A 22,819-nucleotide genomic window follows, 5' to 3' on the forward strand; every position below is an offset into this window, starting at 1 on the left:
AATGGATTCCTTCATTTGTCCACTACTTTTCCCCTGGGCAGGGACATCTGCCCTTCCCCTTTTCCCATTTATTAATAGGCTAATAAAGAGGAGTGACGAAGATGTATGAGAGGGGAACCACAGACAGAAAAAATTTATTGAACATGTTTAATTCCGGCTCAGGATTTCCGAATAATGGGACTGGATTTAATTACGGCAGTGGAAATGGCTATCAGGGATATGGACCTTGGGCAGATTACCAAGATCAAGTGGCGGGTTTCGGAGGATATGCGCCATATAGTGGGTATGGACCACAAGGGTATCCGCCACCAGGGTTTCCACAGCAAGGTTTCGGTCCATCACCTTACGTGCCAGGAAGCGGCTATGGATATGGTATAAATCCAATCGGTGCAGGATTAATTGGTCTAGGATTAGGGTTTCTTGGAGGGCAAATCGTGAACAGCCCATTTAAAGGCCCACATAAACGTTACTATTATTATCTATAAATAAGTAAACCGACTCTAAGGTCAGAGTCGGTTTTTCTATGAAGATGTTCTATAAGGGGATAGGGTTCTAATAAGTTGCACTTGACTTAATACCTATGGGGGTATATTATGTAGATATAAAGTGAATGCTTTGGCAATCACGAGCAAAATAAAAAAGGTGAGGTGCTTATTTTGGAGTTTATAGGATTAACCTTATTGGCTGTACTTATTTTTCTTTATTTGAGAATGAAAAAACCAGGTGAAAATATCAACCAAATTTCAACGAATGAATTAAAACCATTGCTGGGGGATACCTCCAAGCAGTTTATTGATGTACGAACACCAGGAGAATTCAAACATAATCACATTGCCCAATTTAAAAATATGCCATTACAATCTTTACAACAAAACGCTCACACACTATCAAAAGACAAAGAAACCATCGTGATCTGTCAAAGCGGAATGAGAAGTGCCAATGCATGCAAGGTGCTTAATCAGCAAGGGTTCACATCTGTTACAAATGTTAAGGGTGGAATGAATTCCTGGTCCAATTAATGAGGTTCTATTTTTAGACTTTGTTTTTACAGAATAAGAAGGGTTTTTTATTACAAGGTGAACGATAATCTTAATTCTAAATGAAAAGCAAGTGCGTTATAAGAAAACAATTTTAAATAAAGAGAGGGAATGTAAATGAAAACAATCTCACCAAATGAAGTGATTGAACGATTGTCAGCTGGAGAACCCTTAAATATCATTGATGTTCGAGAGGTTGCAGAGGTGCAAACCGGGAAAATTCCAACTAGTATTCACCTTCCGTTAGGACTACTGGAATTTCGCATGAATGAATTAGATAAGAAGAAAGAGTACATTGTGGTTTGTCAATCCGGTGGTAGAAGTAGTCAAGCTGTAAGGTTTCTCGACTATCAAGGATTCAACGTAATCAATATGAATGGTGGAATGCTCGCATGGGAAGGGAAAGTTGAATAATTCTTTCCTTTTATTCTCTGATTTTCATCAAAGTATGGTGAATATTCAATTTTGTAATACCCCAATAGGTTTAAAATGTGGGAAATAGGATAATTTATTTTCGATGGGATGAAAATAGGATAAGGGAGGAATTCATAATATGACAACTACAGTAAATCAATTGACGGCAAAGGAACTTACTAAAAAGATACTTAATGGAGACAGGATGTTTATTCTGGACGTCCGCTCGAAAGATGCCTTTGATGATTGGAAGGTTGAGGGCAAGAATGTAAAAATTATTAACAAGCCTTTTTCCGAATTGAAAGACAACCTTCAATCTATTCAATCTACACTACCGAATGATGAAGCCATTTATGTTATTTGTGCCAAGGGAAATTCCTCGACGAAAACGGCAGAAATGCTTGTTGATGCCGGGATGGACAACATTTATTCCGTTGAAGGAGGCATGCAGGCTTGGAGTGAATATTTAGAGCCTGTTAAAATAGGTGATATTTCAGGCGGTGCACTTTATCAATTTGTCCGGATCGGGAAAGGATGTTTATCCTATGCCATCATCTCAAATGGAGAAGCGGCTTTCGTTGACCCCAGCCGACTGCTAGAACCTTATAAGGAATTTATTCAAGATCATAAAGTTTCCGTTCAAGCTGTACTTGATACACATCTGCATGCTGATCACATTTCGGGAGGTAAAACTTTGAGCAATGAATACAATACTCCTTATTATTTACCACCTAAAGATGCAGAGGAAGTTCAGTACGAATATGAAGAATTAAACGATGATACTGTCATTAAAGTGGGCGACACAACCATTAAAGCTGTATACTCACCTGGACATACGATAGGAAGCACTTCCTTTATTGTAGATCACCACTATTTGCTAACAGGAGATATTCTATTTATTGATTCAATAGGTAGACCTGATTTAGCCGGGAAAGCAGAAGATTGGGTAGGGGACTTGAGAAAAACATTGTATTCCAGATACAAAAACCTTGAGGATCAGTTAACTGTATTACCTGCACACTTTATGACGATAGACGAGATGAATGAAGATGGATCAGTCTCACATCTTCTAAGTGATCTATATAAGGAAAATCACGGTTTGAATATTGAAGATGAAAAAGAGTTTAGAAAAACGGTCACAGAAAATCTTCCACCTCAACCGAATAGCTATGAAAAAATTCGTGAAACCAACATGGGTAAAATGGATCCTGAAGAAGATGAAAAACGGGAAATGGAAACAGGACCAAACCGGTGTGCTGTCAGATAACAAGAAAGCTATCCTTAACTTCTAGCTGGCCAGCTGGATAAAAACCATAATGTTTAAAATAAAGGATAAGCAACTAATATACAAATCATCCCCCGAATTAGAGGGGGATGATTGCATGGAATGGAAGAACCAGGGAAGTGGAAATCATGAATGAAACCAATGAATCAAAATATATTCAGCAGCACTTAGCAAACGAACGAACGTTTCTGGCATGGATTCGAACAGCCATTGCCATCATAGGGATCGGTTTCTTAACCACAAGCTTGCATTATAACTCGCTTCAAGGGGATGCGGTCCAAGATCGAATCGCCGTTGCCATCAGTGCTATCGCTCTCATCATTGGATTAGTTATCATTATTGGATCAACTGTTAACTATTATAGGACGAGAAAGCATATAAACACACAAACATTTGTGTCCGCAGATGCCATTATTAAGATGATGGCCATTGTTGCAACTGTTGTTCTTCTATTTGTAACGGTTTATTTTTTTACACTGAATTAAAAAGAGCTGAACGAGGGAGGAGATTCAATCCCCGCGTTCAGCTTTTATTTAATCTTGTTTCTTCTCATTATAATATTGAACCGATGTCATGGCTCCTTCACTCACCATGGAATTGTCTTCGATATTGGCGGGATCCGGATTACCGCCTTTTTCTACAGGTAAATCTTCTTTTCTTCTCTTTTTGAATTTCGTAACCAATCCTTCTTTTACATTATGCAGCTGATTACGCTTCTCTTTTGATGACAGAATCCATCCTAATGAACCAGCCGTAACTGTCGCACCCACAAGTAAGCTTTTATTTACTTTCATTTTTTCTCCTCCTACCAATAATAGAGTTTGTTTAGTATGCTCTTTATTTTCCCGGCGTACATGAATTTAAACATCGGGGGTTGAATCAAATAAATCCAGGAGTGGACATTTTTAGAGTTCTAGTTAAAAATATACATAGAAGAAATGCAAAGGGAGGATGAAGTAAATGAAGGAATTAACGAAGGAAAGCGTCATTGGATTTATTGGAACAGGTGTGATGGGACAAAGCATGGCTGGGCATCTACTCGATTCTGGTTTTCCGATGGTCGTTTACAATCGCACGAAAGAGAAAGCATTAAAGCTTATACAAAACGGTGCAAAATGGGCTGACACTCCAAAGGAAGTTGCTGAAGTTTCGGATATAGTCATTACGATCGTGGGCTATCCATCTGATGTAGATGAAATTTACCTTGGTGAAAGTGGAATTCTTCATCACTTGAAACAGGGTTCGATTGCCATCGATATGACCACATCATCTCCAAGATTAGCAGAGGAAATCTACACATATGGGGTTGATAAAGGGGTTTTCACATTAGATGCCCCTGTTTCCGGGGGAGACATAGGAGCAAAAGAAGCAAGGCTTTCTATCATGGTAGGAGGAGACAAAGAACCATTCGAAACTGTAAAGCCTCTATTAGACCTTCTAGGTACAAATGTTGTATATCAAGGAAAAGCAGGGGCGGGGCAGCATACGAAGATGTGTAACCAAATCACGATTGCTTCTAACATGATGGGAGTCAGTGAAGCCCTTCTTTATGCCAAGAAATCAGGCTTGGATCCTAATAATGTTCTTAAGAGTATCACGTCCGGGGCAGCAGGAAGTTGGTCCTTAATTAATCTGGTACCACGAATGATCAAGGAAGACTATGCTCCTGGTTTTTATGTAAAGCATTTTATCAAAGATCTTAAGATTGCCCTGGATTCAGCCAAGGAAATGGACATTAAGACACCTGGGTTAGAGTTAGCCCTTTCACTATATGAAGATTTGGCTCTTAAAGGTGAGGAGAACAGCGGTACTCAAGCTCTTATTAAATTATTGGAAGCATAAAAAATAAAGCCGTCTCATCGACAGGGACGGCTTTTTATATTTTTCCAATGAAGTCAGGATCTTTCTGAATTCCGGATTGGTTCGGCAGCCAATTGGCAGGAACGCCCGCTCCTGTTTTTCTTCCAAATTGTATACCTTCCAGTACTCTCAATATTTCATACGTATTACGCCCAACCTCAGGCGGATAGATCATTTTAGATGTAATGATGCCTTCAGGGTCGATGATAATGGTGGCTCTAAACGTAGCACCAGCACGCTCATTTAATACCCGATAAGCTTTACTTATTTGATGATTTCGATCACTCACTAACGGAAATTGCACTTTAGATGCGGACGGGGATACTTCAGTGAAAACTTTGTGGGCGTAAACACTGTCTGTACTTATCCCGAGAACTTCAGCTTGCAGTGCTTGAAATTTAGGGTGAATAGCAGCGACCGCTGCCAGCTCAGTTGGTCAAACGAAGGTGAAATCGCTGGAATAAAAAAACAGAATAACCCATTTGCCCCGATACGATTCTAAGTTAACGGTGTTTATTTTCTTTTGTGCGTTATCATACGCCTCAGCAATAAAGAGAGGGGCAGGATCATTGGTTTGTGCACAAAACGGTAAGGTACAATCTTCACTTCTCACCGCACGATTAAATGAATAGTGGGGGTTATACATTGGATCACCCCTTTCACAAAAAGTACTATCAACATATGCCAGGTCATGACTTTATATGATTGGATAAGCGGTTCTTTTCCATTTCATACTTCTTTTTAAAATGGGGATAATAGGAGAGTGTTGTTACAATTTTGAAGGTTAGGTGATTCCTTTGAGAAAAAATTCAAGTAAGCAATTTTCGAAACTTATATACACAATTGGTTCTATCATGACCATGGTTGCCTTCCTTGTATCATATTTCCAAACGAAAACAATCATTCAAGCAATTAAGAAGTATAGTCCGTATAATTAAGGTTGATTGGTTGCAATATTTAGATATAACTTAGACAATGATAGTGAAGAAAAGTGAGGAGGGGTCCTGTTGAGGTTAACGGGGAAAAAAGTCATTCAATTAGTAAGTGCAGATTTCGAAGATCTTGAACTGTGGTATCCAGTATTGCGTTTGCGGGAAGAAGGAGCAACTGTACATATTGTCGGAGAAAATGCCGATCAAGAATTTATCGGAAAGTACGGAGTTCCGATTGTTTCAGAATATGCGTTTAAAGACATCAATCCTGAAGACTATGATGCCATGCTGGTACCGGGTGGGTGGTCTCCCGATAAGCTGCGCCGCTATGAAGATGTCATCTCGATGGTGCAAATCATGGATAGGAGTAAGAAACCGATCGGTCAAATCTGTCATGCGGGATGGGTATTGATTTCAGCCAAAATTCTTCAAGGTGTAAAAGTCACAAGTACACCGGGAATAAAAGATGACATGGAAAACGCTGGGGCAACCTGGGTGAACGAACCGGTCGTCACTGATGGTCATATCGTTTCAAGCCGCAGACCGCCCGATTTACCAGACTATATGAGAAAATTCATTGAAGTGATGTCAAAATAAATACAATATAAAAAGGATTGGCCAAGAAAAACTGTGTTTGTGTTTCAGTTTCACATGGACCAGTCCTTTTTCTTCCCTATTTCTTTTTTTCTCTTTTATTACGATCGTTCACCCTTGAGAAAAACGTCTGTTTAACAGATTGATGGGTCGTAATCGCTGCACCCGTTGCGATGAACCCATTGGCAATTCCATTAAAATCAAATCCCAAAGTCCAACTACTGGCAGCAACCCCCACCAGCAACAAAATCCAGATAATCAACCAATCCGGAATGTGAGGAGTCCTCTTCAATGCGTACCCTAAAACCCATAACATTGGAACAAGTACGGTGACTTGGGGGTCAATGGAAATCCCGCTTAATAAATTTTCAATCATAAGTTTCACTCCCTAAAATGAAAAATGACTTCTTTAAAGCTTATTCGAACAAAGTAGTATTTCATGACAACCTGTGCTCGAAGTTTTTAGGGAAAGTGAATACAGCAAGCATTAACATAAAAATAACAAAAATGGTAAGTTCAATAAAGTGCATCCTGATTAAAACAAACCTTTAAAGTGACATTAGAATTGTTCAATGATATTATATTGATTGACCTATTATAAAAAAGGAGCTGTTAATAATGGCGAAAAAAGGATACATACAATTTCAGACAGGTGAAAAAATCGAATTTGATCTATTTCCAAATGAAGCACCTGGAACAGTGGCAAATTTCGAAAAATTAGCAAACGAAGGTTTCTACAACGGTTTAAGCTTCCACCGTGTCATCCCTGGTTTCGTAAGCCAAGGCGGATGCCCTAATGGAAATGGTATGGGTGGTCCTGGTTACACAATCAAATGTGAAACAGAAGGAAATCCACATAAACATGAAGAAGGTTCATTATCCATGGCCCACGCGGGTAAAGATACTGGAGGAAGTCAGTTCTTCATCGTTCATGAGCCACAGCCTCATCTAAACGGCGTTCATACCGTCTTCGGAAAAGTGACTTCAGGAATCGACATCGCTAAATCAATGAAAAACGGCGACGTTATGGAGAAAATGGAAGTATACGACGCGTAATGAAAGAGGGACGGACCTTGGTCCGATGCTTTAATTAACGAGTACCTGTTGCTGGTAAAGAAAAACAATAGTTGAAATGTTATTCATGATGATGTATTATACTAATACAGGCTGCGTTGTACGTAATCATAACGAAGTTTTAACCTTTAAACTGTAATAGGGAGTTTTACATCGAAGTTGGAATGTCAAGCCTCCACGATTTGAGGACGACAGGAAACCTTCTGCAAACACCCACTTTGAGGAGTGGTGGTTTAAAACTTTCTTATATCAAATTACGGCAAATGTGGCTCCTTACATTAGTATCTCAAGCCAGTTCCCAATCGGGGGCTGGCTTTTTCATATCTATAAAAAGTTTTGTTGTGATTAATTAAAATGCCAAATAAAAAAGACCGAACCCCTAATAGGAATTCAGTCTGTAAGTTTTGTATCGAGGCCCCTCCCGTCCGTACATGGTTAAGTGTCCCGCAACAAGCGAATGTTCGGGAGAGGCAAGAATATTATAACACGCTATTAGTCTAAATAGCAAAACGGTCTATCACAGCACACCAATACGTGTTAGATAACGGTCAATGTCATTAAAATCATTCACTTCAATAAAGGAAGTATTGTTTTCCTTTAAAATAGCCTGTAGTGCTTTCATCGCAAAGGTTACATCGGCTACTTTTGCTGGATGGCTATCAGGTTCACTATCACCTGCAAAATAGATGGTTTCATACTCTTTTTTAAGGTCAGTAAGTACCTTTGATTTGTCAATTCCATATCTTTCAGAGTGATGGGGATGCCCGGGATCAATATTCATATGTACATTCTTCTCTTTGTATTACCCTTCATTTGAATACACTTTAACATTCGTAATTTCATGCTGTTGTAGAATATGATGAATATAGTAATCAGTGCCTGCACTTAATATATAGAAGTCTCCACCTTGAGCCTGCACTTTACGGATGAAGGAAGGGACGTATTCATCTATTTCGAGAGAATGGATGTCATCAATAATCTGATTTTCTTCTTGATTGATGGATGTGAAAACCTGACTCAAGAATTCGATATCCTTTATTTCGCCTGACTTCCATTGTTTGTATAAATCTTGTCCCTCTACAAAGTATTTCTCCAGTATAAGATGATAAAAATCCTTCTTAGAGATCGTTCCGTCAAAGTCAGAAACAAATGCCCAATTTTTCATACCGAATCCTCCTCGTAACTAATCTAGTCGATTGTAGCATGTTTAAAGAGGCAGATGGAAGTAAAGGGAAAGGGATTAACGGTAATTTGATTATGTAAATTGTAATGAGCTACATAAAGAATCACCTCACAATAGAGTGAGGTGACGAGTATTTATTTCTTCAGGCTGCTTAAAAATCCCTTCAATACTTCTGGTGTTCGTTTGACTTCTTGAATCGTGCTGGTGATAGTCGTTTTTTTGTATTCTATATCTCCCTGAATCTCCCCTTGAGTTTCTTGAAGCTGGTTCGCTTCAGTAGAAATTTTGTCCATTCTGGTTTGAATGCTTGCCACCGTTTGATTCATATCATTTATTACGGGTCGGGTCGTATTTACTGTTTTCATTAGTGCGACTCCCAACATCACTAAAGAAATCACCATCAACCCAATACTTGCATAGACAATCCACATGTTAAATTCACCTCAATAAATGTTGTTTCTAGTTATATTCCCTAAAAGCCTTGAAAAAAACGCGTGAAAATTATTTTCTATTGCTGGTTTACTAATTGCCGCATAGCTAGTAATCTAACATATAAGTCAACATAAACGAAAGAGGGGGAGAAGAAGATGATCAAAGCCATCATGTTTGATTTGGATGACACATTATTATGGGACTCCAAAAGTATTGAAGAAGCGTTTAAAGCAACTTGCCGTTATGCAGAGACGAAAGTGGGGGTAGATTCGAAAAGCCTAGAGCTTAGTGTTAGAGATGCTGCCAGAAAGTTGTATGAAACCTATGATACATATGAGTTTACACAAAATATCGGTATTAATCCCTTTGAAGGACTTTGGGGAGACTTTCTGGATGAGCATGATGAAGGCTTCCTTAAGATGAAAGAAATCGTTCCTACATACCGCAAAAAGGCTTGGACGTCTGGGTTGCAATCTTTAGGCATTACGGATGTAGAGCTTGGTGCGGAATTATCCGAGCGATTTCGTAAAGAAAGAAAGGATAGACCTTACGTGTATGAAGATACCTTTCGTGTATTAAATGAAGTGAAGGGGAATTTTCAACTATTGTTATTAACGAATGGCTCTCCCCATTTACAGAATACAAAACTTGATAAGACTCCTGAACTTGTGCCTTACTTTGAAGAAATTATCATCTCAGGAAATATCGGTAAAGGAAAACCAGATTCCGCGATGTTCCTTCATGCATTAGAGAGGCTTAAGCTTCAAAAGGACGAAGTGATCATGGTAGGAGATAATTTAAATACAGACATACTTGGGGCCTCTAGACTAGGAATAAAAACGGTTTGGATTAATCGCGGTCAGAAAACAGTTCAAGATCTTGTACCTGATTATGAAATTAAAGAGCTCTATGAAGTACTCGAAATCGTAAATAATATGGAATAAGAGGCTTCGTAGCGAAGCTTCTTTTTTTGTCTACTCCAATCAGTCATAATACCATCAACCCCTTCATACTATTCACGGATATCTCATTTAATAAGGAGGGGGGTCACTCTGATGGTACGGGGAATTCATCATGTTAACGTACATGCTTCACAATCACATGTATGGGAATTCATTCGTGATATGAATGCATGGGCTCCTCTTGTTCATGGATACAAGGAGCATTCCATTGTTTCTGACGTTCAATCGACGTGGAAATTCACCATTCATTATGGGGTGGTGAGCAAAAAGGTTCAGGTGAAAGTACTTATTACAGATTGGAAGGAACCATCTCATGTGAAGTTTATATTAAGGGGGATCAATCAAAAGTTTACTGGTGTAGGCTTTTTTAAAGCTGAAAAAGTAAACTCTTCCAATACGGCTATGACTGGATGTTTAAAGATTGAATCCTCAAGTTCACTGGCTAAAATCCTTGAATCTACATTTGATAAAATGGTCCAAGAGCTCACAAGGGAGCTAACTGAAGCGGTTGGAGAAGCAATCGAGAGAGAAGTGACCTAAAATGCAGGCCCTTATCAATGGGGCCATGTATACTTCTGGTTCAATTTATCCGCATTCAGGGGCAGCTTCTATGCTATAATGAACTATTTGTAAGCAAGAGAATTGTTAGATCGAGAAGAAATACATACACTATAAAGTACATATTAAGATAATTTGTAAAACGTATAAAGGGGTCTTACCGTGCAAAACCTTCACATACTTAGAGAAGAAGCCATAGAGGAAACAAAACGAAAAATAGAAGATGATATCACACTTTACTTAGAGAAACATGAAAATTGTCCTTCATTCAGGGAGTATGTTAGTGAAAGAAGTGCCTTCTTTCACCAAATCTGGACGAATATCTGGCTTAACAAAGTAACCAACGATGTTCTTAGGAGCCATAAAAAAGCCTTTTTAAGAAAGAAAGGCTATGATATCGAGGGGACAGATAAGAAACTGATAAACAAATTATTTCGCAATGAAATTAGAGATTTTGAGCCATTTCATATTTTGAACTGGTTAAACGAAAATCCACCTTCAGCAGACGCGTGGAAAGGGCGCCATCAACATGTAAGAGAAAATTATCTGAAAAAAATTGAAGAAAAAAAACAGGCAGCACTCCAAAAAGATATCCAAAAAGAAATCATCTCCTTCATAAACACTCAAATGGAAGAGTTTGAGCTACATTGGTATGTGGAGTTACGGTATTTATTTGCAAAGAAATTTATACATGATTTAGGAACAAAAACAAAATTCCGACATACGGAACCATATATGCTGGAAGAAAAACTGGAAGATGAAGGGAAATTCACCAGTGATTCCTTTACAACGGTATCTGACTTTCTTAAGGAATTTACCGGCTCCATTCACAAGAAGAGCGAGAACTGGGATGGGCATGTGTGGGAATATGAAACCTATTTCTATCCATACGAACGATTCGTATTCTATTATTCAGAGCAAGTTGTATATCGCTCTCTTCTTGATCAAATGCCGGAAAAATTATTGACGGATTACGTTAAAATATTCAGTCAACAGTTATCAGAAGAACGCTTGAGCAGACTTAGTCACCATTTTCTCCTGACGTTGAAATCAACCTTTTTCACCATGATTCAAGAGGAGTATGTCGTGGATTTATTCAAACTTATAGAATATCCATTTGATGAGAAAATGCACCTTTCCATTTACGAAAGAGACATAAAAGAGCGGGAGAAGAGAAAGGCTGCTGAGTTAGCGGAGTTAAAACGGAAGCTAGAAGAAGAGCAGCGAATGCTGGAAGATATATTCGGAAGGGAGTACAGTCCTTCATTTCGGGGTGATATCAAGTATATTCTCCACATTGGGGAAACCAATACAGGGAAAACCCATCATGCCATCAGCCGGATGAAAGAAGCCGATAGCGGCATGTATTTGGCCCCACTCAGACTTCTGGCACTGGAGGTATTTGATACATTAAATGCTGATGGAGTACCTTGTAATCTGAAAACAGGAGAAGAGGAAAAAGAGGTTTTTAATGCAAAACATACTTCCTCCACAGTTGAAATGTTTCGTGAAAAAGACGAATATGAAGTGATTGTTATTGACGAAGCCCAAATGCTGGCCGATCAGGATAGAGGTTTCTCTTGGTACCGTGCCATTACGAAAGCGAGGGCGAAAGAGGTCCATATCATCGGGAGTGAAAACGTTCGAGAGCTGCTTTTGGAATTAGTCGGAGAAGGGAACATCGAGGTTCATAATTATAAAAGAGAAATTCCACTGCAAGTCGAATCAAAAGAATTTCAACTGCGGCATGCGAAAAAAGGGGATGCTCTCGTTTGCTTTTCCCGGAAGAAAGTATTAGATACAGCTTCAAGGTTGCAAAATAATGGTCATAAAGTGAGCATGATCTACGGTAGCATGCCTCCTGAAACAAGAAAGAGACAAATGATGCAATTCATTAAAGGGAAAACGAACATGATTGTAGCAACAGATGCAATTGGAATGGGTTTAAATTTACCGATACGAAGAATCGTATTCCTGGAAACCGATAAATTTGACGGAACGAGAAGGAGAAGGCTGACATCCCAGGAAGTAAAGCAGATTGCAGGCCGTGCTGGTAGAAAAGGTCTTTATAATGAAGGGAAAGTCGCTTTCACAAAGGATATTAAAGTGATGAAAGAACTTTTGGATCAGCCCGATCGCTCTCTCGAAACATTCGCCATCGCACCGACAAGTGGTGTGTTTGAACGTTTTCAACGCTATTACCATGACCTTGACACGTTTTTCTATTTATGGGAGAAATTCAAAAGTCCTTACGGAACAGAGAAAGCTACTCTATACGAAGAAAAAGAGCTATATGAATTAATCCGTGGGACCGATATTGAGGCGAAGCTAACATTAAATGATCTGTACGGTTTTTTACATCTTCCCTTTTCAAAAAAAGAGGCTCAGTTAACTGAGCAGTGGTTAGAGTGTATGTACGCCATTGTACACGGAGAAGAATTACCGGAACCAGCTATTAAGAATAAAAACCTGGAACAAAAAGAGGTTTCCTATAAGGCTGTTGGTCTGCATCTCTTGTTCTTATATCGTTTAGGTAGACAAACAGAGGCATATTACTGGGAGCGAATTCGAAGTGAAATCGCTGATGGAGTACACGAAAGTCTCAGAACAGAGGTCACCAGTATGACTCAAACGTGTAAACAATGTGGAAAGAAACTCCCTCCAAACTTTGGGTTTCCTATATGTGATCGGTGCCATGCAGCCAGAGTAAAAAGAAGAACGAGAAGAAGGCCTCCTTATTCGAATTCATGAGCAAATCATAAGGAGGAATGCATGATTTATGATACGATCAGATATGAATTGAAAATGTAAATAGAGGTGTATAGGATGAAAATTGAAATTTGGTCAGATTATGTATGTCCATTTTGTTATATAGGAAAACGCCATTTAGAAGAAGCGCTTCAACAATTCCCTCAAAGAGATCAAGTTGACATTGTGTTTAAAAGCTTTGAGCTAGATCCCAATGCGCCAGTCCATACAGAAATGAGTATTCAAGAAATTCTTTCAAAAAAGTATGGTACGTCTCTTGAACAAGCAAAAAACATGACAGACAGCATGTCGCAGCAAGCGGCAACCGTTGGTCTGGATTTTCGTTTTGATACCAGTATTCCGACGAATACTTTCGACGCCCATCGCCTGACAAAATATGCGGAAACGAAGGGGAAGGAAGCAGAGCTTACTGAAATACTGTTACACGCTCACTTTACTCTTTCAAAGCATATTGGTGACAAGGAAACTCTGTTAGGATTAGCGAAACAAGCCGGATTAGAGGAAATAGAATCAAAAGCTGTTTTAGAAGGCAGTGACTTCTCTCAAGATGTCCGAACTGATGAAGAACAAGCAAGACAAATTGGAGTACAAGGTGTACCATTCTTTGTGATTAACCGTAAATACGCTATTTCAGGTGCGCAGCCAAGTGACGTTTTCTTGAATTCCATCCAAAAAGTTTGGGAGGAGGAAAATGAAGCTTCACCACTACAACCTCTTGGAGCTGAGGGGATGGCTTGTGATGAAAATGGATGCGATGTTCCACCATCTAAATCGTAATCCAAAGAGACATTAAATAGTAAGTAAAAAGCAAGTGAGGGATGCTCACTTGCTTTTTTACTGGGTATGAATTTTTTTGCTATTTACTATAAAAGTTCTCTGTGAAATATGGCTGTTCTTTTTCGTTAAATGCGACTCCTACGCCTAGATGTTCATAATGAGGTTGCAGGATGTTTTCCCTGTGACCTTTTGAGTTCATTAATCCTTCATGTGCGTGGATTGAACTTAATTGACCGTAGGCTAAATTTTCGCCTGCGGTACGGAAGGATACCTGATCTTCTTCCATACGGTCAAATGGGGATTCACCTTCCAAATTCGTATGACTGAAGTAGTCCTGCTCTGCCATATCCAGACTATGTTTTCTAGCAGTGTCTCTAACTTGATCATCCCATGAGAGAACATTAAACCCTTTTTCGACACGTGTAGCATTTGTTAAATCGAAAAGCTGGAATTCAAATCCTTCTTTCAACTCGTTACTTGCTTCTGAATAGAAATTCTTCTTACTTGCTTCCAGGCTTTCATCGATTATTTGTATGGCCGTGACGGTGTCATTTTCATGCTTGTCATAGAACACGGTTACGTAGCTTCCATCCACTTGATAGACTTCCTGTTCACCATTGTTTTGGAGCTGATATAGAGTCAATCCTTTTCGGATATTTGAGAGTGGTTCACCGAGTTCATTCTGAACCACCTCTTTGGATACCCCCATTTCGATACCTGATGAGGAGGAAAGGAGGTCTTGATTGGTGTAAAGGCCGTTAACCCGGTTATTTTCATCATAAGAAACCATTAAGAAATTACGGTAGTTTTCGTGATATGCATTCCAGGAAACACCGTATTCATTAGTGGATTTTCTCTTGGCCTCTCCCAGCTCCTGTTCAAGTTTATCTTTTGAATCTCCCATTACAATATTATAGATAGAAAAGGTTTGATCACTTGGTACTGTTAAAGCAGGTTTTTCTACAGGGTTCTCATCCTTTGTATCAGAGGGATCTTCGAGATCTCTAAATGACTCGTCCAACTTTATGAGCAGAAGGTTTACTTCGTTGTAAAGTTGATCGAAGGTGTCTTTCACTTTAGGACTGTTCTTTATTTCTTCAATTTTTGTGAGCACAGAATTGAATTCTGTTGCTTCCACTTTGTCTTCCCATGCGGGTTTTGATATATAGGCAAAAGCAACTATCATAATAAGAAAAAACAATCGTCTCAATTGCTAACACTCCATTCTATCTTCCATTGTATCCAAATTTAGAAATAAGTAAAAAGGGAAATGCTTATTCACTATGTTTAGTACCCATTTTCAACCATCTTCAATCAAAAGAACCTGTTTTAGTATGGTTGGCTCTGGGTAAGATAAAAGCATAGGCAGGCACGACAAACTTACATATAAGGGGAAATTCACAATGAAATTATCTCATGAAGAACGGATTCAACTACATGAATTTAATAACTTAACGAAGTCATTGAGTTTTAATATGTACGATATTTGCTATACTAAGACCCGTGAAGAACGTGAAGCGTATATTGAATATATCGATGAACAATACAATGCTGATCGGTTAACAAAAATCCTGACACATGTATCGGATATTATTGGCGCACACGTCTTGAACGTTTCTAAGCAGGATTATGTCCCGCAGGGAGCTAGTGTGACAATCCTGGTTTCTGAAGGGCCGATAGTTGAAGTGCCTACGGAACATTTTGATGAATCTCCGGGACCACTACCATCCACAGTTACGATGCACCTTGATAAGAGCCATATCACGGTTCATACGTATCCAGAGTATCATCCTCACGAAGGGATTTCTACTTTCCGGGCAGATATAGATGTCTCTACTTGCGGGGAAATTTCTCCACTTAAGGCGTTGAATTATCTTATTCACTCCTTCGACACAGACATCATGACGATGGATTATCGGGTGAGAGGATTTACACGTGATATCAACGGACGAAAATTATTTATCGATCATGATATTAATTCAATTCAGAATTACATACCAGAGGAAATCAAAGATGAATATCACATGATCGATGTAAATGTGTATCCTCAGAATATTTTTCATACAAAATGTAAGTTGAAAGAATTTGATTTAAATAACTATTTATTCGGATATACAAAAGATAAACTGGATGAAAGTGAAATGGATGAAATTACAGATAAAGTGAAAATGGAAATGGATGAAATTTTTTACGGTAAGAACATTCCTAAGCCATGAAAATGGGGAGACACACTTCGTCACGAGCAGATTCGTGACGGAATGTGTTTTTTTAATGAAATCTCATTATTGCGAAAATAGAATTAGAGAAGGGAAATGCATCTGTCTTGAAGAATAGGTAAATATGCTTGAAATTAGAAGGGGGAACAAGGAATGAATTCACATGAAATTGAGTATAAATTGCATGGGGACGATATGCAGTTTGTTGAAATAGAATTGGATCCAGGAGAAAGTGCCGTAGCCGAAGCTGGTGGAATGATGATGATGGAAGACGGCATAGAGATGGAAACGATCTTTGGAGATGGTTCCAAGGGTAGCGGGACCGGGGGGTTTTTAGGAAAGCTTGTTGGTGCAGGGAAGCGTGTATTAACGGGTGAAAGCTTGTTCATGACCGTATTCACCAATGAGGGGAGGGGTAAAAAGCATGTATCATTCGCTGCCCCTTATCCAGGAAAAATCATCCCGGTTGATCTAAGTGAATTAGGCGGTAAAGTTGTTTGTCAAAAGGATGCCTTTCTATGTGCAGCAAAAGGAGTTTCTGTTGGGATCGATTTTCAAAAGAAATTAGGAACAGGCTTCTTCGGCGGTGAAGGATTTATTATGCAGAAGCTTGAGGGCGACGGATTAGCCTTTCTTCATGCAGGAGGTACGATCTATAGAAAAGAACTTCAACCTGGCGAAATGTTACGGGTAGATACGGGTTGCTTAGTGGCCATGACGAAAGATGTGGACTACAATATCGAGTACGTCGGAAAGATTAAATCTGCCTTCCTTGGAGGAGAAGGATTGTTTTTTGCTACAGTCCGTGGACCTGGAACTGTCTGGATTCAGTCACTTCCATTCAGTCGTTTAGCTGAAAGAATTTATGCAAGTGCTCCCCAGGGCGGAGGTCGTTCGACTGGTGAGGGAAGTTTACTTGGTGGAATCGGTGATTTTCTAAACGGAGACGATTGATTTAGTGCTATACATAAAAAGCATTTCCATTCGTGGAAGTGTTTTTTTATTTTCAAACGTTTCCGCTTTTCGCTTCGTCCAGCTCCAGCGGCGGGAGGCGACAAGCCGCTCCCGCTTTTGCAGTGGGTATTCACCTATTTAGACCCCACATCATATGTTTAAATATATGATGCGAAAGGGTGATTTCATGAAAGGAAAGGTTCGTCATTATTATGCTGGGGGAAATACGGCTAAAGGCTTTTACAGTCTATATGATTCGGTGTTAAATGGATTAGAGCGGATTTATATCCTTAAGGGTGGTCCCGGGACCGGTAAATCCTCATTGATGAAGTCGGTTGGAGAACGATTTGAAGGTAAAGGGTTAGAGGTTGATTATTTACATTGCGCTTCCGATAATCACTCAATCGATGGCGTTCTACTCCCGGAATTTGGGGTTGGCATTGTGGATGGGACGGCTCCTCATATTATAGAACCGAAAGCACCCGGCGTTATTGAAGAATATGTGAATTTAGGAGCGGCATGGGACTCAAATAAACTTTTGCCGCACAAAGAGGAAATCCTTGGCTTAAACGATAAAATCGGCTCATTCTTTCAGAAAGCATACGATACCTTTGCCGCATCCCTGAGTGCCCATGATGACATAGAAGAAATCTACATTTCCAACATGAACTTCCCAAAAGCGAATGAATTAGCAGATGAGTTAATTTCACTCTTCTTTGATAATAAGAGTCTTTCTAAACCCTCTACTGTCAAACATCGGTTCTTAGGTGCCGCTACTCCTGATGGGGCAGTTGACTACATTCAGAATTTAACAGAGGATGTCGGTAAGCGCTACTTCATCAAAGGGCGTGCAGGATCCGGAAAGTCAACGATGTTAAAGAAAATTGCTTCTGCTGGAGAAGAGAAGGGTTATGACGTAGAGGTTTATCATTGTGGATTTGACCCTAATAGTCTTGATATGTTGATCATTAGAGAAAAAGGAATCGCTATTTTCGATAGTACAGCACCACATGAATATTTTCCTGACCGGGAATCTGATGAAATCATCGATATGTATGAACGATGCATCACCCAAGGGACAGATGAAAAATATGCTGCCGATATAGAACGAACGACAAAAGCTTATAAGGATAAAATGAAAGAAGCAATCTCATATCTTAAAGAAGCTAAGTGTCTTCGTGAACAACTTGAATCCATCTATATAAGAGCAATGGACTTTTCAAAGGTGAATACGATTAGAGAAGAAATCTTTCAGGAAATAAATGAGTTAATAAAGAAGTAGTATATGAGTGAACACGCGAACGCGATGATCTTTAGGTGATCGCGTTTTTATTTAGGTGATTAGCTTGAAGGATTCGAAATGGGGATCCTTTTTGTTCTTGCTTTTTTACCACGAAACCTTCACTATTAATAGACAAGTCAAATCTCGCTTTAAGAAAGTAGGAATGATCATTGAATTCGTTTGCAAGTCTGGGACTATCAAAAGGTCTTCAGAAAACCTTAGCTACTACCGGTATAAATAAACCGACACTCATACAAGAAAAAGTAATCCCGGCCCTCATGGAGGGAAAAGATGTCATGGCCAAGGCTCAAACCGGGACTGGTAAAACCTTTGCTTACGTTTTACCTATTTTGGAGAAAAGTAAATCAAACACCCATCACGTTCAGAGTTTAATTATTACACCTACACGTGAACTGGCTATTCAAGTAACAGGCGAAATAAGAAAGCTCACCAGAAAAAACAAAGGATTTAGCGTTCTCTCCGTTTATGGTGGTAAAAGTCATGAAGAGGAAATTGAGGAACTGGAAAAGAATGTAACTATTGTGGTTGGAACTCCAGGGCGGCTATTGGATCATCAGAAAAGAGGGAATCTCGATCTATCACATCTTATGTTTTTGGTCATTGACGAAGCTGATCAACTTCTGCAAATAGGTTTTCTAAATAAAGTTGAAGAAATTTTAAGGAAAACTCCGGCTCAACGTCAAACGATGTTATTTTCTGCGACGATCCCTGCTGACATCAAAAAATTGGGTCGCAAATATATGAAAACTCCACAATTTATCGAGGTGGCGGAGGCTGAAAAATCTACTTCCATTAATCAATTTGCCATTTTTACAGTGGATCGGGCCAAGCAAGACACAGTCATTCAATTAATAGAGTCATTTCAACCAAGTAAATCCATCGTTTTTTGCAGAACGAAACGACGGGTGACGAAATTATATCAAGTGCTGAAATCAAAAGGATATAAAGTGGCTGAACTTCATGGGGATATCCCACAAGAAAAGCGTGAAGTTGTATTGGAACAATTTAGGAACGGTGACGTACCAATGTTAGTTGCGACTGACGTTGCTTCCAGGGGATTGGATATTGAGGGAGTCACTCACGTATTTAATTATGACATGCCTGAGAAAGCCGAGACCTACATTCACCGAATTGGAAGAACCGGGAGAGCGGGTGAAACAGGCTTAGCTTATACACTTTATTCTTCTGAAGAAAGAAGCCTTCTGGACGGAATTGAAACAGAGCTGAATTGTCGCATTCAAAAGCAAAATCTAGGGAATACCATTTCTCTAAAAACAAAAACAGCCTCTAAGAAAAAAGGAGAAAAAAGACAAGGTAAAAGGAAAAGCAAGGAACTGGAATCCCGGACAAGAGGGAAGGACAAGTTCAAAGATAAACAAATGACGAGCAGGAAGTCCTCTAACTCACCAGAACAAAAACCTTCAAAACATTCAGAGGGGACAGCAAGAGAAACGAAGCCGGACTTAACAGGGAGAAGAACAGGAAAAAAATCTTCTTCTAAAACATATAATCAAAAAAATAAACGATAAAACCATGCACACGCATGGTTTTTATTGTGCCAAAATTCTAAGGGGGAGCTGAAGTTATACCAGAATAATATCGCATAATCAAATATGTTATATCAGTATAATGAATGTCTTTCGTCGGTTTTATGGTAGGATAATAAAGGGTATTGCTATGAGTAAAGGAGTTAAATAGATTAATATGAAATTAGTATCATGGAATGTAAATGGAATTAGAGCGTGTGTGAAAAAAGGATTTTTAGATTATTTTCAACATATGGACGCAGATATTTTTTGCCTTCAAGAAACAAAGCTTCAAGAAGGGCAAATCTCATTAGAGTTAGAGGGCTACCATCAATATTGGAACTATGCGATGCGAAAGGGATATTCAGGAACGTCCATATTCACTAAAAAGGAACCACTCGCTGTCTCATATGGTTTCAATGATGACCAGATAGAGCCAGAGGGAAGGATCATTACATGTGAGTTTGATTCTTTTTATTTGGTGAATGTTTATACCCCTAATTCAAAGAGGGATCTGTCAAGATTGGGTGAACGTCTGGAGTGGGAGGATACTTTAAGGATGTATCTTCTTGATTTGGATCAACATAAACCTGTTGTTCTATGTGGGGACCTGAATGTCGCACATACCGAAATAGATTTGAAAAATGACAAATCAAATCGAGGGAATTCAGGCTTTACAGATGAAGAGCGCGGGAAAATGACGATGCTGCTCCAGAAAGGTTTTGTGGATAGCTTTCGATATTTACATCCAGAAAAGGATGATGCCTTTAGTTGGTGGTCTTATATGAGTAAAGTGCGTGAACGGAATATTGGGTGGAGAATTGATTACTTTATTGTGTCCAATCGTTTATCCCCTTCAATAAAGAGTGCGGAAATTCATTCTGAAATCCTGGGAAGTGATCACTGTCCTGTATACTTAGAGTTAGAGTAGTACATACAAGAAGTAGGCAAATTACATTTACGGAGGGTAAAGGATGTTACGAAAAAGATTGCTGCAGTATATTGAAGAATCAAAAGGCACCGTTTCTTTATTTCAACAGGAAAAAGAATATGCAGTAAAGCATGGATTGTTGCTGGATGCTCGCGATATCTCTACTCCAGAGTCGGGTTCACGTTATCAAGATGCTTATATCGAGCGCTGTAATAAGGAAACAGAAGATCTAATCAAAAATGAACCTGTCACATTTCTTGATCAGCCTATCAGCTACTTAAAAGAACATAAGAACGAGTTCATCTTCCTCGAATCAAATTGGTTTGATGTGATTGGAGTGGATGCTGTTTCATTGGAAGTGGATGATGTGTTCGGAACGTATGATGCGATGCTGGGATTGAAGCTCCAAAAAAAATATCGTACACACATTGTCCAGTATTTAGAAGGAATGCTTCAAGGAGAAACGTCGTATGACTTATTGTTTAATGGGGAAGATGGATTATGGGATCTAAACATCACATTAAACGATCACCCGGATTTTCATGAAGGTTTATCGATGCTTGCTGTATATGAGCTCATATATGATTTCCTTTTTCTTCTCCTTCAAACGGTGGATGAGGCTTAAAGTAATATGTGAATAAAAATAGAGGGACGGACCTTGTTGAGGTCCGTCCCTTTAATGGTTATCCTTTATTTCCAGGACGCTTGCTGATTTCTTCTGTTACGACATGGGCAAGGTCATCATTGCCGAATAGGGAGAGGACACCCAGTAAAGTCGTGTCGGGAATTTCTTCCGATTCTTCTTTAGGGACCGTTAAGTCAATTCCTTGCAATAAGGCGGGATTTTCCCCTTGATTAGGGTAGGCTTTCTGATAAAGGATTGCAGGGTCAAGGTCGTGATTCACACACCATTGCGCAAACACAAGGATCATCATATGCTCGTCCTTTTGATAATTTTCAATGATTTTTTCTTGCATCTCTTTAGAATTCATTGCATTCTCTCCTTAAACTTCGTATCTACTTCTATTATAACGAAGTTTGGGGAGCAAACCCATTCATTTACTTATGAGGCTGAATAGAGGAATACGTTTTTAAAATCCACCGGTTTAGGTGTATAATAGAATGATGAAAGAAACTTGTTTCACATTGAAAGGAAGTTAAAAAATGAACATTACAAGTCATAGTGCCGAGGAACTGAAAGATCCTACCGGTATTCTAAATGGAGATCGATATGAAGTTATTCTTGATATTGAAGTACCCGAGGATGATGAGCTTTACAGAGAACAGGGTATTTACATAAAAGTCATTTTTGTTCGAGACGAGAACGGTTCCAGGATTGTGCAGTCGACCATTGTAGAAAGAAACACTGAAACGTATCTTGATTTTGAATTAGAAGAAGATGAAGGAAGTCTCATTCTTTCATATTGCGAGGAAAATATCGGCTAATCGATATAAGCTGCCCTCTACATTCGTAAACAAACGAATGTAGAGGTTTTTTTATTGGTTCATTTATTACCTCACCATAAACATCCAATTTTAACCCTTTCTTTCTAATATGATTGATAATTCAGAGATTTCAGAGTTGGCATGGAAATTGCATAATAATTAATTGAAAGGCTCTATTCGTAAAGTTTGTTGCTATTGTAGAGAAGAAAGTAATAGTTGATTTCCGCTACAGGATGCTCGCTTTCCGCGGGGCTGGCGGTGAGCCTCCTCGGCAAGCCTCCGGGGTCTCACCTGTCCAGCTATTCCCGCAGGAGTCGAGCATCCTTCCGCTCCAATCAACTTTCTAAGCATGTATCCTTCATAGAAATCTATAATAACAAGAATTTTAGCAAGCAATCTCATTTAAGGTAAAAGAGATTGAATTTCATTTTAAGGAAGAAGGATTATTTTTTTCTAGTTACATTGTTTTCTTACACACCTTGAAGCTCTGTCATGAAAATACTGTTTAAGATGGTGAGGGGAACTGCGCAGACTCCTGCGGAAGTACGGACGTTTCGAGACCCCGG

25 protein-coding genes, 1 other RNA gene and 1 pseudogene are annotated in these 22,819 nt (G+C 39.1%); 20 read left to right on the forward strand and 7 right to left on the reverse strand.

Annotation, left to right across the window (positions count from 1 at the left end; all coding sequences use genetic code 11):
• Window positions 1-101: 101 nt before the first annotated feature.
• The 5 genes from ACFQWC_RS05075 (at window position 102) to ACFQWC_RS05095 (ending at window position 3,221) form a co-directional block, all read left to right on the forward strand.
• Window positions 102-485, forward strand: coding sequence for a hypothetical protein (locus tag ACFQWC_RS05075; protein WP_341356442.1), 384 nt, complete (start codon window positions 102-104; stop codon window positions 483-485).
• A 225-nt stretch (window positions 486-710) separates the two neighbouring features.
• Window positions 711-1,019 (forward strand): rhodanese-like domain-containing protein, encoded by a 309-nt coding sequence (locus ACFQWC_RS05080; protein ID WP_377107243.1) that lies wholly within the window; start codon window positions 711-713, stop codon window positions 1,017-1,019.
• A 135-nt stretch (window positions 1,020-1,154) separates the two neighbouring features.
• Window positions 1,155-1,451, forward strand: a complete 297-nt coding sequence (locus ACFQWC_RS05085) for a rhodanese-like domain-containing protein (RefSeq protein ID WP_299737312.1) — start codon at window positions 1,155-1,157, stop codon at window positions 1,449-1,451.
• 139 nt (window positions 1,452-1,590) lie between these two features.
• The gene (locus ACFQWC_RS05090) at window positions 1,591-2,718 is read left to right on the forward strand and encodes an MBL fold metallo-hydrolase (protein ID WP_377106323.1); all 1,128 of its coding nucleotides are present in this window, start codon (window positions 1,591-1,593) and stop codon (window positions 2,716-2,718) included.
• 107 nt (window positions 2,719-2,825) lie between these two features.
• Window positions 2,826-3,221 carry a YidH family protein gene (locus ACFQWC_RS05095; protein WP_299737308.1) on the forward strand — a complete coding sequence of 132 codons (396 nt, stop codon included), beginning with the start codon at window positions 2,826-2,828 and terminating at the stop codon, window positions 3,219-3,221.
• A 48-nt stretch (window positions 3,222-3,269) separates the two neighbouring features.
• On the opposite strand, the gene ACFQWC_RS05100 is transcribed toward ACFQWC_RS05095, so the two are convergent.
• Complete coding sequence (locus tag ACFQWC_RS05100; RefSeq protein WP_299737306.1) at window positions 3,270-3,530, reverse strand: hypothetical protein; 261 nt, start codon at window positions 3,528-3,530, stop codon at window positions 3,270-3,272.
• Window positions 3,531-3,696: 166 nt separating this feature from the next.
• Here ACFQWC_RS05100 and ACFQWC_RS05105 point away from each other — a divergent pair, with 166 nt between their 5' ends.
• The gene (locus ACFQWC_RS05105) at window positions 3,697-4,578 is read left to right on the forward strand and encodes an NAD(P)-dependent oxidoreductase (protein ID WP_299737303.1); all 882 of its coding nucleotides are present in this window, start codon (window positions 3,697-3,699) and stop codon (window positions 4,576-4,578) included.
• Between the two features lie 34 nt (window positions 4,579-4,612).
• Here the strand turns inward: ACFQWC_RS05105 and ACFQWC_RS05110 are convergent, their stop codons facing one another.
• Window positions 4,613-5,242: a peroxiredoxin gene (locus ACFQWC_RS05110; RefSeq protein WP_299737301.1), complete on the reverse strand. Its 630-nt coding sequence runs from the start codon at window positions 5,240-5,242 to the stop codon at window positions 4,613-4,615.
• Window positions 5,243-5,603: 361 nt separating this feature from the next.
• On the opposite strand from ACFQWC_RS05110, the gene ACFQWC_RS05115 reads away from it, so the two are divergent.
• The gene (locus tag ACFQWC_RS05115) at window positions 5,604-6,125 is read left to right on the forward strand and encodes a type 1 glutamine amidotransferase domain-containing protein (protein ID WP_299737299.1); all 522 of its coding nucleotides are present in this window, start codon (window positions 5,604-5,606) and stop codon (window positions 6,123-6,125) included.
• Between the two features lie 76 nt (window positions 6,126-6,201).
• Here the strand turns inward: ACFQWC_RS05115 and ACFQWC_RS05120 are convergent, their stop codons facing one another.
• Window positions 6,202-6,498, reverse strand: coding sequence for a phage holin family protein (locus tag ACFQWC_RS05120; RefSeq protein ID WP_299737297.1), 297 nt, complete (start codon window positions 6,496-6,498; stop codon window positions 6,202-6,204).
• Between the two features lie 242 nt (window positions 6,499-6,740).
• Here ACFQWC_RS05120 and ACFQWC_RS05125 point away from each other — a divergent pair, with 242 nt between their 5' ends.
• Window positions 6,741-7,178, forward strand: a complete 438-nt coding sequence (locus ACFQWC_RS05125; RefSeq protein WP_113967927.1) for a peptidylprolyl isomerase — start codon at window positions 6,741-6,743, stop codon at window positions 7,176-7,178.
• A gap of 105 nt (window positions 7,179-7,283) precedes the next feature.
• A non-coding RNA gene (gene ssrS, locus ACFQWC_RS05130) (6S RNA) lies at window positions 7,284-7,472 on the forward strand.
• Window positions 7,473-7,713: 241 nt separating this feature from the next.
• Here the strand turns inward: ssrS and ACFQWC_RS05135 are convergent.
• Together ACFQWC_RS05135 and ACFQWC_RS05140 are read right to left on the reverse strand one after the other, a co-directional pair.
• A pseudogene (locus ACFQWC_RS05135) lies at window positions 7,714-8,361 on the reverse strand (MtnX-like HAD-IB family phosphatase).
• Between the two features lie 152 nt (window positions 8,362-8,513).
• Window positions 8,514-8,810 carry a DUF948 domain-containing protein gene (locus tag ACFQWC_RS05140; RefSeq protein WP_299737291.1) on the reverse strand — a complete coding sequence of 99 codons (297 nt, stop codon included), beginning with the start codon at window positions 8,808-8,810 and terminating at the stop codon, window positions 8,514-8,516.
• Window positions 8,811-8,966: 156 nt separating this feature from the next.
• On the opposite strand from ACFQWC_RS05140, the gene ACFQWC_RS05145 reads away from it, so the two are divergent.
• The 4 genes from ACFQWC_RS05145 (at window position 8,967) to ACFQWC_RS05160 (ending at window position 13,877) form a co-directional block, all read left to right on the forward strand.
• Window positions 8,967-9,755, forward strand: a complete 789-nt coding sequence (locus ACFQWC_RS05145) for an HAD family hydrolase (protein ID WP_299737289.1) — start codon at window positions 8,967-8,969, stop codon at window positions 9,753-9,755.
• Window positions 9,756-9,866: 111 nt separating this feature from the next.
• On the forward strand, window positions 9,867-10,313 hold the full coding sequence (locus tag ACFQWC_RS05150) for an SRPBCC family protein (protein ID WP_377106328.1): 447 nt from the start codon (window positions 9,867-9,869) through the stop codon (window positions 10,311-10,313).
• A 180-nt stretch (window positions 10,314-10,493) separates the two neighbouring features.
• Window positions 10,494-13,082, forward strand: coding sequence for a helicase-related protein (locus ACFQWC_RS05155; protein ID WP_377106330.1), 2,589 nt, complete (start codon window positions 10,494-10,496; stop codon window positions 13,080-13,082).
• Window positions 13,083-13,157: 75 nt separating this feature from the next.
• Complete coding sequence (locus ACFQWC_RS05160) at window positions 13,158-13,877, forward strand: DsbA family oxidoreductase (protein ID WP_299737283.1); 720 nt, start codon at window positions 13,158-13,160, stop codon at window positions 13,875-13,877.
• Window positions 13,878-13,956: 79 nt separating this feature from the next.
• On the opposite strand, the gene ACFQWC_RS05165 is transcribed toward ACFQWC_RS05160, so the two are convergent.
• The gene (locus tag ACFQWC_RS05165; RefSeq protein WP_341356432.1) at window positions 13,957-15,087 is read right to left on the reverse strand and encodes a CAP domain-containing protein; all 1,131 of its coding nucleotides are present in this window, start codon (window positions 15,085-15,087) and stop codon (window positions 13,957-13,959) included.
• A 193-nt stretch (window positions 15,088-15,280) separates the two neighbouring features.
• Here ACFQWC_RS05165 and speD point away from each other — a divergent pair, with 193 nt between their 5' ends.
• The 6 genes from speD to ACFQWC_RS05195 all read left to right on the forward strand — a co-directional run bounded on the left by speD (window position 15,281) and on the right by ACFQWC_RS05195 (window position 21,432).
• On the forward strand, window positions 15,281-16,093 hold the full coding sequence (gene speD / locus ACFQWC_RS05170; protein WP_299737277.1) for an adenosylmethionine decarboxylase: 813 nt from the start codon (window positions 15,281-15,283) through the stop codon (window positions 16,091-16,093).
• A 153-nt stretch (window positions 16,094-16,246) separates the two neighbouring features.
• Entirely contained in the window at window positions 16,247-17,047 is an 801-nt protein-coding gene (locus ACFQWC_RS05175) for a TIGR00266 family protein (RefSeq protein WP_299737274.1), read from the forward strand.
• A gap of 187 nt (window positions 17,048-17,234) precedes the next feature.
• Window positions 17,235-18,329: a PRK06851 family protein gene (locus ACFQWC_RS05180; RefSeq protein WP_299737271.1), complete on the forward strand. Its 1,095-nt coding sequence runs from the start codon at window positions 17,235-17,237 to the stop codon at window positions 18,327-18,329.
• 170 nt (window positions 18,330-18,499) lie between these two features.
• Complete coding sequence (locus ACFQWC_RS05185; RefSeq protein WP_377106333.1) at window positions 18,500-19,879, forward strand: DEAD/DEAH box helicase; 1,380 nt, start codon at window positions 18,500-18,502, stop codon at window positions 19,877-19,879.
• A gap of 175 nt (window positions 19,880-20,054) precedes the next feature.
• Complete coding sequence (locus ACFQWC_RS05190) at window positions 20,055-20,807, forward strand: exodeoxyribonuclease III (protein WP_377106334.1); 753 nt, start codon at window positions 20,055-20,057, stop codon at window positions 20,805-20,807.
• A gap of 43 nt (window positions 20,808-20,850) precedes the next feature.
• Window positions 20,851-21,432 (forward strand): branched-chain amino acid aminotransferase, encoded by a 582-nt coding sequence (locus ACFQWC_RS05195; RefSeq protein ID WP_377106335.1) that lies wholly within the window; start codon window positions 20,851-20,853, stop codon window positions 21,430-21,432.
• A 58-nt stretch (window positions 21,433-21,490) separates the two neighbouring features.
• Here ACFQWC_RS05195 and ACFQWC_RS05200 read toward each other — a convergent pair whose 3' ends face one another.
• The gene (locus tag ACFQWC_RS05200) at window positions 21,491-21,799 is read right to left on the reverse strand and encodes a hypothetical protein (RefSeq protein ID WP_299737261.1); all 309 of its coding nucleotides are present in this window, start codon (window positions 21,797-21,799) and stop codon (window positions 21,491-21,493) included.
• A 172-nt stretch (window positions 21,800-21,971) separates the two neighbouring features.
• On the opposite strand from ACFQWC_RS05200, the gene ACFQWC_RS05205 reads away from it, so the two are divergent.
• A complete protein-coding gene (locus tag ACFQWC_RS05205; protein ID WP_377106337.1) occupies window positions 21,972-22,253 on the forward strand; it encodes a DUF6509 family protein in 282 nt (93 codons plus the stop codon).
• Window positions 22,254-22,819: the final 566 nt, after the last annotated feature.

Origin of the sequence: Rossellomorea sp. GCM10028870 (assembly GCF_042666755.1) — a bacterium.
Lineage (GTDB): Bacteria > Bacillota > Bacilli > Bacillales > Bacillaceae_B > Rossellomorea.

Excerpts from the sequence above, each read along its gene's own strand:
- ACFQWC_RS05205 (WP_377106337.1), top strand. The coding sequence starts at position 21,972 with ATGAACATTACAAGTCATAGTGCCGAGGAACTGAAAGATCCTACCGGT.
- ACFQWC_RS05200 (WP_299737261.1), bottom strand. The coding sequence starts at position 21,799 with ATGAATTCTAAAGAGATGCAAGAAAAAATCATTGAAAATTATCAAAAG.
- ACFQWC_RS05100 (WP_299737306.1), bottom strand. The coding sequence starts at position 3,530 with ATGAAAGTAAATAAAAGCTTACTTGTGGGTGCGACAGTTACGGCTGGT.
- ACFQWC_RS05105 (WP_299737303.1), top strand. The coding sequence starts at position 3,697 with ATGAAGGAATTAACGAAGGAAAGCGTCATTGGATTTATTGGAACAGGT.
- ACFQWC_RS05080 (WP_377107243.1), top strand. The coding sequence starts at position 711 with ATGAAAAAACCAGGTGAAAATATCAACCAAATTTCAACGAATGAATTA.
- ACFQWC_RS05195 (WP_377106335.1), top strand. The coding sequence starts at position 20,851 with ATGTTACGAAAAAGATTGCTGCAGTATATTGAAGAATCAAAAGGCACC.
- ACFQWC_RS05125 (WP_113967927.1), top strand. The coding sequence starts at position 6,741 with ATGGCGAAAAAAGGATACATACAATTTCAGACAGGTGAAAAAATCGAA.
- ACFQWC_RS05145 (WP_299737289.1), top strand. The coding sequence starts at position 8,967 with ATGATCAAAGCCATCATGTTTGATTTGGATGACACATTATTATGGGAC.
- ACFQWC_RS05120 (WP_299737297.1), bottom strand. The coding sequence starts at position 6,498 with ATGATTGAAAATTTATTAAGCGGGATTTCCATTGACCCCCAAGTCACC.
- speD (WP_299737277.1), top strand. The coding sequence starts at position 15,281 with ATGAAATTATCTCATGAAGAACGGATTCAACTACATGAATTTAATAAC.
- ACFQWC_RS05175 (WP_299737274.1), top strand. The coding sequence starts at position 16,247 with ATGAATTCACATGAAATTGAGTATAAATTGCATGGGGACGATATGCAG.
- ACFQWC_RS05150 (WP_377106328.1), top strand. The coding sequence starts at position 9,867 with ATGGTACGGGGAATTCATCATGTTAACGTACATGCTTCACAATCACAT.
- ACFQWC_RS05180 (WP_299737271.1), top strand. The coding sequence starts at position 17,235 with ATGAAAGGAAAGGTTCGTCATTATTATGCTGGGGGAAATACGGCTAAA.
- ACFQWC_RS05140 (WP_299737291.1), bottom strand. The coding sequence starts at position 8,810 with ATGTGGATTGTCTATGCAAGTATTGGGTTGATGGTGATTTCTTTAGTG.
- ACFQWC_RS05160 (WP_299737283.1), top strand. The coding sequence starts at position 13,158 with ATGAAAATTGAAATTTGGTCAGATTATGTATGTCCATTTTGTTATATA.
- ACFQWC_RS05075 (WP_341356442.1), top strand. The coding sequence starts at position 102 with ATGTATGAGAGGGGAACCACAGACAGAAAAAATTTATTGAACATGTTT.
- ACFQWC_RS05090 (WP_377106323.1), top strand. The coding sequence starts at position 1,591 with ATGACAACTACAGTAAATCAATTGACGGCAAAGGAACTTACTAAAAAG.
- ACFQWC_RS05085 (WP_299737312.1), top strand. The coding sequence starts at position 1,155 with ATGAAAACAATCTCACCAAATGAAGTGATTGAACGATTGTCAGCTGGA.
- ACFQWC_RS05190 (WP_377106334.1), top strand. The coding sequence starts at position 20,055 with ATGAAATTAGTATCATGGAATGTAAATGGAATTAGAGCGTGTGTGAAA.
- ACFQWC_RS05095 (WP_299737308.1), top strand. The coding sequence starts at position 2,826 with ATGATTGCATGGAATGGAAGAACCAGGGAAGTGGAAATCATGAATGAA.